This is a genomic window from Micromonospora sp. NBRC 107095 (genome assembly GCF_030269705.1).
Classification (GTDB): domain Bacteria; phylum Actinomycetota; class Actinomycetes; order Mycobacteriales; family Micromonosporaceae; genus Micromonospora; species Micromonospora parva.
On sequence record NZ_BSTU01000001.1, the window covers coordinates 2,069,762 to 2,086,407 of the forward strand.

Here is a 16,646-nt window from a genome sequence, read left to right on the forward strand (position 1 = left end):
ACCGGTGAGAAAGGACCAACCCGTGCGGCCCAACATCGTCTTCATCATGGCCGACGACCACGCCGCGCACGCGGTGGGCGCCTACGGAAGCAAGATCAACGAGACGCCCCACATCGACCGCATCGCGGCCGGCGGCGCCCTGCTGGAGAACTGCTTCTGCACCAACTCGCTCTGCGCGCCCAGCCGGGCCACCATCCTCACCGGCACCTACAACCACGTCAACGGCGTGCAGACGTTGTCGACCGAGTTCGACAACCGGCAGCTCGTCTTCCCGGAGCTGCTGCGCCGTGCCGGCTACCAGACCGCGCTGGTCGGCAAGTGGCACCTCGGGCACGGCCCGGAGCACGACCCCCGGGGTTTCGACTACTGGGAGGTCGTGCCCGGTCAGGGCCGCTACCGCGACCCCGTGTTCATCGGCATGGACGGCACCGAGCAGGTCCGTCCCGGCTACTGCACGAACATCATCACCGACCTGGCCGTCGACTGGCTCGACCAGCGCGACCAGCAGCGCCCCTTCTGCCTGCTCGTGCACCACAAGGCCCCGCACCGCAACTGGGAGCCCGACGACAAACACCGCGACATGTACGTCGACGACGTGGCCGTACCGGGCTCGTTCGACGACGACCACTCGGGACACGCCGCCGCCGCCCGGGCCGCCCGGATGCGGGTGGACCGGGACCTGACCGCCAACGACATCAAGGAGATGCTGCCGCCACACCTGGACCCGGACGAGGCCGCGCTCTGGACCTACCAGCGGTACATCAAGGACTATCTGCGCTGCGTCGCCAGTGTCGACGACAATGTGGGCCGCCTGCTCGACTACCTCGACGAGCACGGGCTGACCGACGACACCATCGTCGTCTACACCTCCGACCAGGGCTTCTTCCTCGGTGACCACGGCTGGTACGACAAGCGGTTCATGTACGAGGAATCGCTGCGGATGCCGTTTCTGATCCGCTACCCGGCGGAGATCCCGGCCGGCTCCACCACCGGCGCGCTCGCCATGAACGTCGACTTCGCCCAGACGTTCCTCGACTACGCCGGCGTGCCGGCCGACCCGCGCATGCAGGGACGCTCACTGCGACAGCTGCTGCGCGGCGGGGACGTCGACGACTGGCGGCAGTCGGTGTACTACCGCTACTGGGAGCACGACGACGACGAGCACCACGTGTGGGCGCACTACGGCGTACGCACCCACGACCACAAGCTGGTCTACTACTACGCCGACGGGCTGGGGCTGCCCGGCACCTCCGCGACGGCACAGGAGCCGGAGTGGGAGCTGTTCGACCTGCGGGCCGATCCGTGGGAGATGCGCAGCGTTTACGACGACCCCGCGTACGCGCGGATCCGGACGACGCTCACCGAGGAGCTGGCCCGGGTCCAGCGGGAGTGTGGTGACACCCCGTGGCAGCCGTCGGCCCCGGTCACCGGGTGACGGAGGAGCCGACGGGACGAGCCGACCGCCGCTGGCCACGGCACGTCTACGGGGTGGGCACCGAACCGGACCCGCGCTTCACCCTCGCCAACGAGCGCACGTTCCTCGCGTGGCTGCGGACCGCGCTGGGTCTCATGGTGGCCGCCGCGGCGGTCAAGGCCTTCGGTGCGGACGGCTCGCAGTGGGCGGCGGTCGTGCTGGCGGTGCTCGCCGTCGGGGTGACCGCCGAGGCGTTTCCCCGGTGGAGCCGCAACGAACGGGCGCTGCGGCTCCAGTTGCCGTTACCGTCCACCCCCGTCGTCGCCGTGTCGGCGGCGGGGGTGCTCGTGGCCGGCGTGACGATCGTCGTCGTGGTGCTGATCTGATGTCCGGTGCTGGTCCGATGTCCGGTACTGGTCTGACGTCCGGTGCTGATCTGCCGGGGCCGCCGCGTCTCGCCGACCGGGGGGCGCAGGCCGAACGCACCCTGCTCGCGTGGCTGCGCACCGCGCTGGCGACCGCGACCGTGCTGCTGGTCGTCGGCCGGGAGTTGGTGCCCCGTCATCCGATCGCGGCGGGGATCGTGCTGGCCTGCACACCGCTCGCCGCCGCGGTGGCCGTGCTGGCTCGACGCCGGTATCGCACCGTACGGCTGCCCGCGCACCTGGGCCACCCGGAGGGCGCCGCCCTGCTGGCCGTCGGCAACGTGCTGGTGGTGGCGGGGGGCGTGGCGGTCCTCGCCCATGTCCTCGCCAGGTGAGGTGGGATGAGGCCGTCCCGGGGCGGCGATAGGGGCGCCCCGGGACGGCCGGTACCGGTCAGGCCGTCGATCCGTACAGGTTGATCTCGGCGGCGGAGGCGTACCCGGCCCCGTTCGCGGCGCGGGTGGTGCGCAGGCGTACCTGCCGGGCCGTGGTGGGCGCGAAGACCGCTGTCTTCACTGTGCTGCCGCCGCCGAAGGTGCCGGCGGCGACCTGGGTCCAGGTGGTGCCGTCGGTACTGGTCAGGATCTGGTAGTCGGCGATGGTGCCGTTGGTGCCGCCGTCCTGACGGGGCAGGTAGTCGAGTCTGTCGACGCGATGGTTGCCGCCGAGGTCGATGGTGATCTGGTGCGGCATGGCGGCGACCCCGCCGACGTAGCGGGTGTGCCAGATGGTGGCCGGGTTGCCGTCGATGGCGTTGGCGGCGACGCCGTTCTCGCCGACGGTTTCCACGCTGTCCGCCGTCGCGGTCCACCGGGTGCGGGGCAGCAGCGGGCTGTCCCCGCCGCCGATCGGCTCGTCGGTCGGTGTGGCCTGGAAGACGGCGACCTCGAACGGGGCGAGGGTGATGCTCACCGGTGCGGCCGGGCCCGACACGAAGCCGCCGCGCCGCCCGTCGCGCTCGGTGAACCGGTACCGCTGGTGGGTGCCGCCGGGCAGCTCGAAGACCGTCTGCGGGTTGACGGTGAAACTCTGCGCGGACGCCGACGGGTTACGCAGCATCAGCATCCCCTTCGACGCGCCGGCCGAGGAGTTCCAGGCGGCGGTGCCGTAGACCGCCCCGGCGGCCGGGTCGCCGCCGACCCAGTGCACGTCGCTGAGCAGTCCCTGGTTGGCCCGCGCCCACCGGGCGTTGGCCGCCACGGTGTCCCAGAACCAGGCCGCGCCCGGCCGGTTCGCGTCGACGAGCGTGTTGCGGACGTACAGCTCCTGGAGGCTGAGCCCGAGCGCGAAGTAGGCGCGGATGTCCTGCGACACCTCGGCCTGGACACTGGGCTTGGTCAGGTCGTAGTCGGCGGTGAACTGGGGTGTCCGGTCGGAGAAGATGATCCCGTGGTTCATCAGGCTCGGGATCGGGAACAGCGGGTTCTGCCTGGTGTTGTTGCGGAACGTCTCCGAGTCGCGGTAGTTGACGTAGCGCTGCTGTGCGCTGCCCGCACCGACCAGGCCCGCGTCGTGCCCGTCGCGCCAGATCGAGTCGGTGTACCACAACCAGTACGGCGAGCCCCAGGTGCCGACTGTCGCGTTGACGAACACGTCCTTCTGGTGCGCGCGCAGGTCGCCGGTCAACCCGAGCAGGGCCTCGTAGTCGGCGATGTAATTGGCGTTCGGGCCGGACTGGTAGAGCCCGCCGCCGATGCCGTCCAGCTTGAAGCCGCGTACCCCCTGGTTGTCCATCATGTCGAAGGCGACCGACCGGAACCGGTCGTAGTAGCGGGCGCCGCCGAGTTTGAACTGGCCGCCGCTGTGCGTCTCCAACCGCTGCTCGGCGGGTTTGCTCGCGTTGATGGCCTGGCGGGTGGCGGCGCTGGTGCCGTACCCGCCGAAGGGTGACATCCACACCGACATCGAGGCCCCGTACTGTGCGGCGGCGGCCTTCTGCGGTGCGAAGCCGGTGGGGAACTGGGTCGGGTCGAACGACCAGACGTTCAGGTTCGTCTCGTCGACCCGGGGCGTACGCAGATAGTCCCACCCGTCGTCGACCCAGAAACTGTCGATGGTGGCCCCCCGGTTGCGCAGCTGGGTGCCGAACAGGTTGATGGCCCGGGTCAGCTCGGCGCTGTCGATGACCTCGCCGGGCGGTTTGAGGTCCAGCCAGCTCTGGTAGTGCAGGAACGTCCGCCGGTCGTGGGCCCGTTCGCGTTGCAGGTAGTACTGGAACGAGCGGCGTAGCTGCCCGGCCGGGGAGACACCGGTGGAGGCGGTGTAGACCCAGGACGTGCCGGCGGTGAGGTCACCGGCGCGGGGCACCGCGATGTCGACGGCGGACCCGTTCACCGTGGCCTTCGCCATCGGGTTCTCGATGCCGACGAACACCGTCTCGTTGCCGGCCGCGCCGTGCACCACCGGGCTGCCGTCGTCGCTGCCGAGCACCCGGGCGTTGGCCAGGCCCAGTTCCACCAGACGCAGGGAGGTCACGTCGAACGTGCCGGCCACCGAGCGCACGGTGAAGCTGTGCTGCACCGAGTTGGCCCCACCGCGCAGCCGTACCTGCCACTGCACGTCGAGCGTCCGGGTGCCGCCGCCGTACCGGAAGGTGGTGGTGACCGCCTTGCCGGCGAAGCGTTCGGCCAGTCGTGCCGACCCGGCGTTCGCCGCCAGGTCGCTGACCACCGGTCCGGCGGAGACGGTCGTGTTCGCCGTCGTGATGGTGCTGCCGTCGACCAGGGTGAGGGTGAAGAGCCCGCGCAGGCTCATCGGGACTGTGGCGTTCGCCGCCCGGTTGTCGAATCGGGTCAGCGACACCGTGCCGCCCTGCACGCTCCACGTGGTCGACAGCGCCGCGTTGGCCAGCGTGAAGCTGCCGCCGGAGAGCGACGCCGTCGCCGCCCCCGGCTGGACACCGGGGAAGACCAGACCGGCGGCGTCGGTGTAGGTCGGGTCCGCCGGGACCGCCGCGCCGGCCGGGGCCGGATGGCCCCCGACCGTCGCGACGGCACCGGCGATCAGACCCAGAACGATGGTGGGCACGACGCGCCGCCGTGACCGTGTCGTCGATGAGGGTGGGTGCATAGCGTGTCGCATCGTGCCTCCATCGGTGGGTCAGGCGGTGGGGGTGCTCCAACGCTGGTTGGCGCCGTTGGTGCAGGGCCAGAGGATGAGGCGGGTGCCGTTGGCGGTCGCGCCGCCGGAGGCGTCGAGGCACTTGCCGCCGGTGCGGTAGCTGCTGGTGGCGGCGTCGTAGGCCCAGCGCTGGTACGTGGCGGTGGAACAGGTACGGATCACGATCGCGGTACCGTCGGTGAGGCTTCCGTTCGCCGGCTCCAGGCACTTGCCCAGGGCCGTGAGGGTGCCGTCGTTGCGGTGGGTCCACGTCTGGTTGGGCCCGCTGTTGCAGTCCCAGAGATTGACCGCGGTGCCGTCGGTGGTGTTGCTCCCGGGGATGTCGACGCAGCGGCCACTGGCGGTGCCGGTGATGATGCCCTTCTTCGGTCCGTAGACCTCGAACTCCCACAGCGAGTAGCCGAAGGTGGTGGCCCGTTGCGTGCCCTGCATCCGGACGTACCGGGCGGTGGTGTTGAGGGCGTGTTCGTCCACGCCGCCGTCCCCGGCGGTGACGGTCACCGCCGTGGTCCAGGTGGTGCCGTTGCTGGAGGTCTGGATCTGGTACGCCCGCGCGTACGCGGCCTCCCAGCGCAGGGCGACGCGGGACAGCTCCTGGCTGCTGCCGAGGTCGACCTGGATCCAGCTCGGGTCGGTGTAGGCCGACGACCAGCGGGTGCTGATGTCGCCGTCCACCGCCGCCGACGCCGGGAAGCTGGCCGTCTCGGTCGACGACGCGGTCACCGGGCGGTTGGTCGCCAGGTTGCCGGTCGCCACCGCCGGGCCGCCGGGAGCCCGACCGATGCGGTCGATGATCGGGGTGAAGGCGGTGTACGCGGCGACCGGCTTCGGCGACCCCCAGGTCTGCTGGGCGATGACGCGCAGGATGGTCCGGATACCGGCGGCGATCTGGTCCTCGGTCTCCGCGTCCGGGTAGTCACACCAGATGTGCAGGACCGTGCCGAGGTTGCGCGACGGAGCGTTGACGGTGTTGTTGCCCTGGAAGCGCTCCGGGGTCCAGGTCTCGTACGCCCACGTCACGTTCGGCTTGCTGATGGCGGGGACGTAGTAGGTGGGATCCCATGCCTGGTTGGAGATGGTGTGCCCGCGGTCCAGCAGGGCCTGCGGGGTGATGCCGTAGTTGTACCAGACCTCGACGTGGATGTTGGACGCCGGACGGATGGTGCCGTCGGTGCCGATGCCGTCGTTCCACATCCGGGTGGTCTTGCCGCCGGCACGGACGATGTCGTTGGCCCAGTTGATGAAGCCGTAGTAGGCGTCCTTGGCGATGGCGTTCGGCCCGTAGGTCGCCCGGGCGTAGGTCAGCAGTTGCGGGTAGGCGGCGTAGTTGCCGACGTACTCGTCCGCGCCGATGTGCCAGTACCGGCCGGGGAACAGCGGCAGGAACTCGGTGATGAGGTCCCGGGTGAGGGTGTACGCGCCGGGCTTGGACAGGTCGAGGTAGTAGGGGTTGCGGTTGCCGTTGGTGTCGGCGAGTTGCAGGTCCGGGTGGTCGGCCAGGATGGCGTTCATGTGTCCCGGCATGTCGATCTCGGGAATGACCTCGATGTGGTACTGCGCGGCCAGGGCGATGAGGTCGCGGATCTGCTGCTTGGTGTAGTACTGCTCCGACACCACCTCCGGGTGGGTGGTGCTCTCCAGCCGGAACCCGAACGTGTCGGACAGGTGCAGGTGCAGCCGGTTCATCTTCAGGTAGGCGAGTTCCTTGACGTGCCGACGCAGCCAGTCGACGGTGAAGTACTTGCGACCGACGTCGACCATCATGCCGCGTTCGGACTTGGTCGGGGCGTCGGTTGTCGTGCCGGCCGGCACCGTGCTGGACTGCTTGAGCAGTTGCAGCACCGTCCGCGTGCCGTAGAAGGCGCCAGCGTCGGTCGAGCCCTGGATCGCGATGCTCGACCCGACGGTCATCGTGTAACCCTCGGCGGGTTGGCTGCCACCCAGGGTCAGCCGGATGTCACCGGTCGCCGCGGTTCCGGTGGTGACCGCGACGGTGCGGCCGGTCAGGTCCCGCAGGTCGGCCGCGAAGGTGGCCGCGTCGTCGTTGAGCTGGGCGGTGTAGGCGGGGTCGACAACGATGCGGGACGTCGCGCCGAAGGTGTAGCTGCCGGTGCCCACCGTCCACTGCTTCAGCGCCGGGATCACCTGGAGATCACCCGGTACGGCCGAGGCCGGAGCGGCCGTCGTGACCGGCACCGTCAGCAGTGCGGCGGCCAGTGCTCCCACCGCTCCGGTGACGCTGATACGTCGAAGGCGCATGAACCGTTCCTCTCGGGAAAGGGTTGGGAAATCAGCAGGACGCCGGGTTGGCGGTGCTGTCGGTCGCGTACGCGGTGAGCGTCGCGACCTGCGGTACGCCGCGTGCCGCGGTGACCCGCAGCCGCAGCCGGTCACTCGTCACGGCGGTGGACAGCGCAACGATCCGCTTGTAGCCGACCGTTCCGGCGGCGGCGACCTGTTGCCAGCCGCCGTTGACCCAGGCGTCCACGGCGAACGCCTCGACGCGCTGGCCGTTGCCGACCGACTCCTGCACCAGGACCCGGTCGAACGTGCGGGACCGGCAGGCGGTCAGCTCGACCGAGCCGGTGACGGCGCCACCCGAGGGCGACCAGTACGTGCCCAGGGCCGCGTCGGTGAGGGCGGCGTGGGTGCCGGTCGCGCCCGCCTTGGCGAACAGCTCCCGGCCGTACCGGGCGCGTTGCGCGGTGCCGAACCCGTCGAGGGCGTTGACGTCCGGAGCGTCGATCACGCCGGCCCGGTTCGGCGGGACGTTGAGCAGCAGGTTGGCGTTGCGGCCCACCGCGTTCTCGTAGAGCTGCATCAGCGCGGCCGGCTGCTTGACCGAGCCGTTCTGGCCGGAGTGCCAGAACCAGCCGGGCCGGATCGACACGTCCGCCTCGGCCGGGTACCACGACAGGTAGGTGATCGTGCCCAGGTTGCGGCCGATCAGCGCACTGGAACCCAGGTCGCTCGACGCGGCGCCGGTGAGCATGTCGTCGTCGCGGTTCAGCGCGCCGGGATCGGTGCCCCGGAACGGCAGCGCGCTCCACTCGTCAGCCCGGAACGCCCCGGACTCGGAGCCGACCCAGCGCACGTCCGGGCCGTTGATCGCGATCGTGGCGTTCGGTTGCAGGGCCCGGATCAGTCGGTACCAGTCACCGACCTGGTACGGCTGCGGGTACGCGGTGTACGGGTTGGCACCGTCGAACCACACCTCGGCCATCGGACCGTACTCGGTGAGCAGCTCGTAGAGCTGGTTGAGGACGTAGGCGTTGTAGTCGTCGGCCTGGTACGCGTACGTCTGGGTGGGGGTGCGGGTGTCACCGGCGACGAGCGTCGGGATGGTGACGCTCCGTTTGGCGCTGCCGTTGCCGAACCGGTCGCCACCGCGTCGACCTGGGATCTCCGCGCCGTCGGCGGGGGAGAGGTAGAAGCCGACGGCGAGACCGGCCGCGCGGGCGGCGTCGACGGTGGCCCGCAGGATGTCGCTCTGGCTGGTACGACCCCACCAGGGGCTGCTGCGCACCGAGTGGGTGCTGTACCGCGACGGGTAGAGCAGGAACCCGTCATGGTGCTTGACGGTGAGGATGACCTGCTTGAACCCGTTGCGCTTGAGCACGTCCATCCACTGCGCGGGGTTGACGGTCGTCGGGTTGAACTGGGCCGGGTCCTCGTTCCCGCTGCCCCACTCGACGTCGGTGAAGGTGTTCATGCCGTAGTGCAGGAACGCCGTCAGCTCCCGCTGCTGCCAGGCCAGTTGGGCGGCCGACGGGACGACCTGGGCCGCCTTCTGCCGGATCCGGTCGAGGGTGTCGCACCGGTCGACGGTGATGACGGTGGCCGGCGTGACCGGGCCGCTGCTGCCGGGGTTGCCGGCGCAGCCGGGCGGCGGCGGGGTGCCCCCGCAGACCGGCGCGTCGAGCTGGAAGTCGACCGGACCGGCGGCGCCGGTCATCGTCGCGAGGGCGATGGCGTCCACAGTGCCGTGCCAGCCACGGTTACGGGTGCCGGCGTCGTTGCCGAAGGTCAGCAGACCCTGCGACGCGTTGGCCGCGGCGACCGGAGTGGTGACGGTGGTGCCTACCTGGCAGCCGTTCACGTACGCGACGAGCCGGGCCGAGGCGTCGTTCACGTACTCGTAGGCCAACGCCACGTGGGTGTCCTGCGTGTCGGGCAGGTTCGGCCCGCTCTGCCGGGTGTCGTGGTACGGCGCGTCCGGCCCGTACATGCCGAACTCGGTGGTGGTCTGCGAACCGCTGGAGTAGCGGTAGTAGCCCCCACCGGCGAGGCTGAGCACCGTGTCGAAGGTCAGCGTGGCCCCGCTCTGTCGGCGTACCACAGCCTCGGCCAGCAGGCTCCTGTTGACGTACTTCGCGCTGGTCACCGGGATCCGTGGGGAGAACCCGATGCCGGTGCTCCCGCCGGTGAGCGTGACCGACGTACCGCTGATCGTTTCGCTGCCGGCCAACCGGGTGAGCTGCCCGTCGACCAGTTCACCGGTCGACGGCGTGTAGCCGGTGGCGGAGGTGAACGTGCCGCTGAATCCGACGTCGAGAAGCGGTTGGTAGTCGGCGGCGGCGACGCGCCACTGTTGGTTGGTGGCACTGCCGCAGGGCCAGAGGATGGCGGCGGTGTTGTTGGTGGTGCCGCCGCCTCCTGCGTCGAGGCAGGTGCCGGTGGCCTGGTTGCGCAGTGTCTTGGCGGTGGGGTCGTAGGTCCAGCGTTGGTTGGTGGCGGTGCCGCAGGTGGTGATGGTGGCGGCTGCGCCGTTGGTGGTGCTGGCGGGGGCGAGGCACTTGCCACGGTTGCGGATGGTGTTGTCGGCCTCGCGGGTCCAGATCTGGTTGGCCGCTGCGGTGCAGTCCCAGAGGATGAGGGCGGTGCCGTCGGCGGTGGCACCGCCGGGCACGTCGACGCAGCGCCCGCTGGCCACCCCCGTGATCGTGCCGTCCCCCGGTGCCGCGGCGGCCGGTGCCGCCGGTGGGGTGAGCTGGACCAGGCAGGTGGCGAGCACTGCCAGAGCGGTCAGGGCGGCCCCGCTCGCGCGCGAGCGGTGGCGACGCAGGGTACGGGTCATGGGTCGTCCTCTCCGGGAACGGGCAGGGAGGGCGGTGCGGGTGGGTGGCGCGCGGCTGGGCCCGGTGCTACATCAGCCACTGTTGGTTGGTGGCGGTGGTGCAGGGCCAGAGGATGACGGCGGTGTTGTTGGTGGTGCCGCCGCCTCCTGCGTCGAGGCAGGTGCCGGTGGCCTGGTTGCGCAGTGTCTTGGCGGTCAGGTCGTAGGTCCAGCGTTGGTTGATGGCGGTGCCGCAGGTGGTGATGGTGGCGGCTGCGCCGTTGGTGGTGCTGGCGGGGGCGAGGCACTTGCCACGGTTGCGGATGGTGTTGTCGGCCTCGCGGGTCCAGATCTGGTTGGCCGCTGCGGTGCAGTCCCAGAGGATGAGGGCGGTGCCGTCGGCGGTGGCCGCCCCCGGTACGTCGACGCAGCGCCCGCTCGCCACTCCGGCGATCGTGCCGGTCGCGGCCGTGGAGACGGCCTGGTAGCGGTGCCCGGCCTCGGCCGTGAACGTGACCCGGTCACCCGTACGGGTCACCGGCACGACCTGGTTGGTGCTGAGGTCCACCAGGGACGCGGTGGCCAGCATCGGGTTCCGGACGGTGAGGGTGCCGCCGCTGCCGGCGGTGAGCGTGATCCGGCTGGCCAGGCGGTTGCGCCACTCGGCGTCCACAGTTACGTTGCCGCGCGCCTTCAGGCCGCTGACCGAGCCGGTGGGCCACGCCGCCGGCACGGCCGGCAGGACGTCGACGACACCGTTCTGGCTCTGCAACAGCATCTCGGCGACTCCGGCGGTGGCACCGAAGTTGCCGTCGATCTGGAACGGCGGGTGGGTGTCGAACAGGTTGGCGAGCGTACTGCTCTTGAGCTGCTCGCTGAGCATCTTGTGGGCGTGATCCCCGTCGAGCAGCCGAGCCCAGAAATTGATCTTCCAGGCCTTGCTCCAGCCGGTGCCACCGTCGCCGCGTGCCGTGAGGGACACCTTGGCGGCGTTGGCCAGGGCCGGGGTGGTCAGCGGTGAGACCTGCCGGCCCGGGTGCAGGGCGTACAGGTGCGAGACGTGCCGGTGGTCGTTCGTGGGGCTGTCCCAGTCCGCCTTCCATTCCTGCAACTGCCCCCAGGAGCCGACCCGCAGGCCGGGGTCGAGCTTGCTCAGCGTGCTCTGCCACTGGGCGCGCAGGGTGGCGTCGACGCCGAGCGTGGTGCTCGCCTCGATGGTGTTGGTAAGCAGCTCCCACACGATCTGCTCGCTCATCGACGCGCCGGCCGAGAAGTCGCCCTGCTCGGGCGAGTAGCTGGGCGTCACGACCAGCTTGCTGTCGCGCGGATCGACCCGCAGGTTGGCCCGCCAGAACTCGGCGGCCTCCTTCATCGCCGGGTACGCCTGATCGCGCAGGAACGCGGTGTCACGGGTGAAGCGGTAGTGCTCGTAGAGGTGCTGGCACAGCCAGGCGGCGGCCTCCGGGAACCAGAAGGCGGTGGCCCAGTCCTGCACACCGGTGAAGCCGTACGGGTTGGTGCTGAGGTGGGTGACCCAACCGGTCGTACCGTAGATGCTCTGCGCGCTTGTCCTTCCGGGCGCCCGCAGCGCGTCGATGAAGTCGAACAGCGGTGTGGCGGTCTCGGTGAGGTTCGTGGTCTCCGCCGGCCAGTAGTTCATCTGGACGTTGATGTTGGTGTGGTAGTCGGCCTGCCAGGGCGGGTTGTTGGAGTTGTTCCAGACGCCCTGGAGGTTGGCCGGCAGGGAGCCGCCGCGCGACGATGCGATGAGCAGGTACCGGCCGAAGGAGAAGTACAGCGATTCCAACGCGCGGTCCTGGGCCCGTCCGGTGGCACCGGTGTACGCCGACCGCAGCTCGTCGGTGGGAATGTTCGGCATCTGGCCACCCACGGTGAGCCGGACGCGGTCGAAGAGGTTCTTGTAGTCGGCGAGGTGGGCCGCGCGCAGCGCCGCCCAGGTCGAGGCTGCCGCGCCGTCGACCGCCTGGGTGACCTGGGCGTGCGGGTCGGCGCCGCGGTAGGTGGGGTACGTGTCGGCGTACGACGTCGCGGCGGACAACACGATGAACGCCGAGTCGGCGCCGGCGACGGTGATCCGGTCGGTGCCGTCGGTGCGGGTGCCGCCCGTGGTCACCACCCGGTACTGGGTCTCGTGGATCAGTCCGTTGCCGGGCAGCGCGCCCCGGGTGGTGATCCGGCCGTTCGCCACCGTCACGGTGCTGCCGGACTGGGCCGACACGGGACGCAGGACGAAGGAGACCTTCCCGGCCTGGCTGGCCGAGAGCCGGGAGACGATCACGTTGCGCGGGTAGCTGGCGAAGTGCTCCCGCTGGTAGGTCACCCCGCCGTGGGAGTACGCGACGCGGGCGGTGGCCTCGGCGAGGTCCAGCTCACGTCGGTAGCCGCTCACCGTGGCCGGGGTGCCGGTCATGTCGAGGTACATGTCGGCGAGGTTCTGGTAGGAGCCGAACCCGGTCGCTGGCTGCCCGAGGGCGGTGGCGACCGCGCCGGGCGTCATCCGTCCGTCCCTGTCGATCTGGGCCTGAACGCCGGCCAGGGCTCCGGGCCGTGGTGCTGTCCAGTTGCCGTGGTTGTAGCCGGCGGTGCCGGGTCCACCGGTCCACAGGCTCTTCTCGTTGAGTTGGAGGCGTTCGGTCTGGACGCCTCCGAAGACCATCGCGCCGAGCGCGCCGTTGCCCAGCGGCAGCGCGTTGCTCTCCCAGGTGGCGGCGGGTTCGTCGTACCAGAGCGCGAGGGCGGGGTCGCTGACGGCGGCCCCGGCTGGAGCCGCAGTGACGGACCCGGAAGTCAGGCATGCGGCCACGAGAAGGGATGCGGCTGCGGCCCGCAGGATCGTCCGGAAAGTGCCGACCTTGAACATAGGGCCTCCTCTATGAAAGGGGAGTTAACATGGGATGTTTATTTTTGTCAATGGGTCGGATTCATCCGCGTGATGTGTTAACTCGTAAGGAGGCAGCGACCTTGATGGACGGTCCGTCAGGTCATCTGGATCTGTTGCCGGATGACTCAACACCTGCTACACATCAGATGTCGGAGGTCGCAGACCCGGAAACACCCGATGTTTGCGAGGTGGTGTGGTGCAGCTTCGACGAGTTCACCGACGCGGCGTCTGGAGGCAGCGATGGCCCTCACCGACGAGGCGATCGGCAAGATCAAGAATATGATCACCTCGGGCGAGCTCGGTCCCGGCGATCGACTGCCCAAGGAGGCGGACCTGGCCCGCCGGCTCGGCCTGTCCCGCAACTCCCTACGGGAAGCGGTGAAGGCGCTGTCCATCATCCGCGTCCTGGACGTCCGCCAGGGCGACGGCACCTACGTCACCAGCCTTGCTCCACAGTTGCTGCTCGACATGCTCGGCTTCGTCGTGGACTTCCACCGCGACGACACCGTGCTGGAGTTCCTTGAGGTCCGGCGCATCCTCGAGCCCGCCGCCACGGCGTTGGCCGCGCAACGGATGGGTGCCGAGGCGATCGCCAACCTTCAGGCCGTCCTCGACGACGTCGACGACACCAGCGACGTCGAAACGCTGGTCGCCAACGATCTGAAATTTCACCGCCAGATCGCCGTCGGCGCCGGAAACGCCGTGCTGTGTTCGCTGCTCGACGGGCTCTCCGGCTCCACCACCCGGGCCCGCATCTGGCGCGGTGTCACCCAGGAGGGCGCCGTCACCCGGACCCGTGAGCAGCACCAGGCGATCGTCGACGCGATCACGGCCGGGCAGGCCGATCTGGCGCGCTCCTGGGCCACGGTGCACGTCGCCGGTGTCGAGGAGTGGCTCCGGCGGGCGCTGTGACCGATCCCGCTCAGTGCCGCAACATCCCGGCGCTGCGATGACGAGTTCGTCGAACGTTCAGGGCGGCGACAGTCTCCCGTGTACGGACACAGGGGACGGTGCGCCGCCGCTGGATCGCGGATTGACGTCGGGTGCCCGACGTCAGGGTGGTGCGCCGCCGGGGCGGTGATCGTTACCGGACGCACCCCATCGCGCGCCGTCGATCAGGCCGCTCTCCACTCCGACGGCGATGGCGGTGCCTATTTCAGGCCTGTACGACGCGGGCGATGCTGGCCCGGATGGGCGCGTAGTGCTCGGCGATGGCAGCCTGCAGGCGCGCCACGTCCCCGGCGGCGACCGCCTGCACGATCGCCCGGTGTCGCTGGGCGGTGATCAACCGGTCCTCCGGCTCGGTGCGCAGCGTGGGGGCGACGATGGCCTGCACCTGCCAGAACGCCTCGGTCAACTGGAGGATCAGGTCGTTGCCGAGGGGTTCCAGCAGCTTCACGTGGAAGGCCCGGTCGACGTCGAGGAAATCCATGCCCTGGGCGGCAAGGCTCTCCATCTCGTCGGCGAGCGCGGAGAGGGCGGCCTGGTGCTCGCTGTCGAGAACGGCGATGACCTGGGCCGCGAGCCCCTGTTCGAGGGTCTGCCGGACGTCGACGACCTGCCCCAGCACGTGATGGTCCTCCTCGCCGCTGAGCAGGCCGCGGAAGGTCAGGCCCTCCACGAGGGCGGCGAGGGACATGCGGCCGACGAAGGTGCCGTGCCCGTGCCGCACCTCGACGATGTCGAGGGCGGAGAGGATCTTGACGGCCTCGCGGACGCTGGAGCGGCTCGCACCCACCGCCTCGCACAGCTCCGCCTCGGTGGGCAGGATGTCTCCCGGCTTGAGGCGGTTGCGCAGGATGTACTCCTTGATCTTGGCCCCCACCTCCTGCCGGCGGGGACCGGGGCGCTCCGCACCGCGTAGCGGGGTTGCGTCAATGGTCGTCATCTGCCACTTGCCCTTCGTTCACGGATCTGACACGCTCACCCTATCGGCATCAGATGTCTGACGTCAGACCCCATTATCTTCGAATCCCTCAGCGCGAGCAGCAACGCGAGCGCATGAAGAGCCTATGGAGGCAGCTACGTGAGCACCACCATTGAGCCAAAGGAGAGTCGGCGCTGCCCCCCGCGCCGGCTCCGTTCGTTGGCCGTCGCGTCCACCGCGGCGACCCTCGCTCTCGGACTGGTCGCGTGCAGCGGCGGCCCGGCCTCGACCAACGCCGTCGAGGGAAGCGGGGGGAAGAAGTCCATCGAGACCACCCTCGCGTTCACCCTCTCTAGCGGGTTCGACCCGGGGAACGCCTCGTCGGCGGTGGCGACGGCGGTCAACCAGCACATCTTCGAGGGCCTGATCGATCTTGACCCGGTTACCCGGGAACCTTACCGCGCGCTCGCCAAGGAAGACCCGGTGGCCAGCGCGGACGGGCTCACCTACACGGTGGCGGTGCGCGACGGCGCCACGTTCTCCGACGGCACCCCCGTCACCGCCGAGGACGTCGCCTGGTCCTTCACCCGCGTGCTGAAGCCGGCCGACCCCAAGGCCCCGCCGCTGATGCAGGGCTTCGTGTCGTTCATCGACTCGGTGACCGCCAAGGACGCGACGACGGCCGAGTTCAAGCTCAAGTACCCGTTCGCCCTGTTCGCCGAGCGGATCGCCGTCATCAAGGTCGTGCCGAAGGCGAAGACCGCCGACCCGGCCGCGTCGAAGGCATTCGACACGGCGCCGATCGGCTCCGGCCCGTTCAAGCTGGACAGCGCCTCCAAGGAGTCGGGCGTCAAGCTCAGCACGAACCCGAACTACAACGGCCCGCGTCCCGCCAAGGTCGAGACGATGACCTGGAACACCACGTCCGAGGCCTCCGCCCGGGTGTCGGACCTGCAGGGCGGCCGTGTCCAGGCCATCGAGTCGGTGCCGTACCTGAACGTCGACTCGCTCAAGGACAAGTACACCGTCGATGTGAAGCAGGCCTTCAACCAGGTCTTCCTCATGTTCAACTCGTCGGCGGCGCCGTTCAGCGACAAGCGGGTGCGCCAGGCGCTGCACTACGCGATCAACAAGGACGAGGTCATCAAGACCGCGCTCAACGGCTACGGCGCCCCGGCGACGAGCTACCTGGACGAGGGCAACAAGGACTACCAGAAGGCCGCCACCGTCTACGACTACAACCTGGAGAAGGCCAAGAGTCTGCTTCAGGAGGCCGGTGTCACGAACCTGTCGTTCCAGCTCGACACCACCGACAACTCGGTCGTGAAGGACGTCGCGCCGCTGGTCATCGAGCAGTGGAAGAAGATCGGCGTCACCGCCAGCCTCAACACGGTGCCGTCCTCGGCCATCTACGGGGACATCGTTCCGAAGGACACCTTCCGGGTGCTGATGGCCACCGGTGACCCCAGCGTCTTCGGCGTCGACACCGACCTGCTCATGCGCTGGTTCTACTACGGCGAGACCTGGCCGGGGCAGCGTTACCGGTGGAGCGCCGCGGACCGCAAGGCCATGGCCGAGCTGCTCGACAAGGCGGCGCAGACCTCCGACGAGGCGGCCCGCAAGGCGCTGTGGAAGCAGGCCCTGGACAAGGTGGCCGACGAGGTCCCGCTGTACCCGATCCTGCACACCAAGGTCGTCACCGCGTACGACCCGGCGAAGCTCTCCGACTTCTCGGGCGCGGCAACCACCGGTCTGTACTTCCTGGGCTCCAGCCGAAAGGGCTGATCCCTGCCTCGGGGGCGCCCGGACCCCGACCCCTCCGCGTCCCGCCCAGCCCCCTGTCCCTCGGGCTGGGCGGGACG

Annotated in this window: 10 protein-coding genes; 5 read left to right on the forward strand and 5 right to left on the reverse strand. The window is 69.8% G+C overall.

What is annotated here, in order from left to right; translation table 11 throughout:
• The first annotated feature begins 22 nt into the window (after positions 1-22).
• Genes QSK15_RS09685 through QSK15_RS09695 form a run of 3 tightly spaced genes read left to right on the forward strand, consistent with a single transcriptional unit; the run spans position 23 to position 2,174 of the window.
• Positions 23-1,435 (forward strand): sulfatase family protein, encoded by a 1,413-nt coding sequence (locus tag QSK15_RS09685; protein WP_285793826.1) that lies wholly within the window; start codon positions 23-25, stop codon positions 1,433-1,435.
• Positions 1,405-1,800, forward strand: coding sequence for a YidH family protein (locus QSK15_RS09690; RefSeq protein WP_285793827.1), 396 nt, complete (start codon positions 1,405-1,407; stop codon positions 1,798-1,800). The genes QSK15_RS09685 and QSK15_RS09690 overlap by 31 nt, the downstream gene beginning before the upstream one ends.
• 17 nt (positions 1,801-1,817) lie before the next feature.
• Positions 1,818-2,174 carry a DUF202 domain-containing protein gene (locus QSK15_RS09695; protein ID WP_285793828.1) on the forward strand — a complete coding sequence of 119 codons (357 nt, stop codon included), beginning with the start codon at positions 1,818-1,820 and terminating at the stop codon, positions 2,172-2,174.
• A 58-nt stretch (positions 2,175-2,232) separates the two neighbouring features.
• On the opposite strand, the gene QSK15_RS09700 is transcribed toward QSK15_RS09695, so the two are convergent.
• The 4 genes from QSK15_RS09700 to QSK15_RS09715 all read right to left on the reverse strand — a co-directional run bounded on the left by QSK15_RS09700 (position 2,233) and on the right by QSK15_RS09715 (position 12,896).
• A complete protein-coding gene (locus tag QSK15_RS09700) occupies positions 2,233-4,866 on the reverse strand; it encodes a discoidin domain-containing protein (RefSeq protein ID WP_285793829.1) in 2,634 nt (877 codons plus the stop codon).
• A gap of 72 nt (positions 4,867-4,938) precedes the next feature.
• Positions 4,939-7,218 carry a family 20 glycosylhydrolase gene (locus tag QSK15_RS09705; protein WP_285793830.1) on the reverse strand — a complete coding sequence of 760 codons (2,280 nt, stop codon included), beginning with the start codon at positions 7,216-7,218 and terminating at the stop codon, positions 4,939-4,941.
• 31 nt (positions 7,219-7,249) lie between these two features.
• Positions 7,250-10,036, reverse strand: a complete 2,787-nt coding sequence (locus QSK15_RS09710; RefSeq protein ID WP_285793831.1) for an alpha-L-fucosidase — start codon at positions 10,034-10,036, stop codon at positions 7,250-7,252.
• A gap of 67 nt (positions 10,037-10,103) precedes the next feature.
• Positions 10,104-12,896 (reverse strand): glycosyl hydrolase family 95 catalytic domain-containing protein, encoded by a 2,793-nt coding sequence (locus tag QSK15_RS09715; RefSeq protein ID WP_285793832.1) that lies wholly within the window; start codon positions 12,894-12,896, stop codon positions 10,104-10,106.
• Between the two features lie 261 nt (positions 12,897-13,157).
• On the opposite strand from QSK15_RS09715, the gene QSK15_RS09720 reads away from it, so the two are divergent.
• Positions 13,158-13,829, forward strand: coding sequence for a FadR/GntR family transcriptional regulator (locus QSK15_RS09720; RefSeq protein ID WP_285793833.1), 672 nt, complete (start codon positions 13,158-13,160; stop codon positions 13,827-13,829).
• 244 nt (positions 13,830-14,073) lie between these two features.
• Here QSK15_RS09720 and QSK15_RS09725 read toward each other — a convergent pair whose 3' ends face one another.
• Positions 14,074-14,805 carry a FadR/GntR family transcriptional regulator gene (locus QSK15_RS09725; RefSeq protein WP_285793834.1) on the reverse strand — a complete coding sequence of 244 codons (732 nt, stop codon included), beginning with the start codon at positions 14,803-14,805 and terminating at the stop codon, positions 14,074-14,076.
• Between the two features lie 138 nt (positions 14,806-14,943).
• On the opposite strand from QSK15_RS09725, the gene QSK15_RS09730 reads away from it, so the two are divergent.
• Positions 14,944-16,569: an ABC transporter substrate-binding protein gene (locus QSK15_RS09730; RefSeq protein WP_285793835.1), complete on the forward strand. Its 1,626-nt coding sequence runs from the start codon at positions 14,944-14,946 to the stop codon at positions 16,567-16,569.
• Positions 16,570-16,646: the final 77 nt, after the last annotated feature.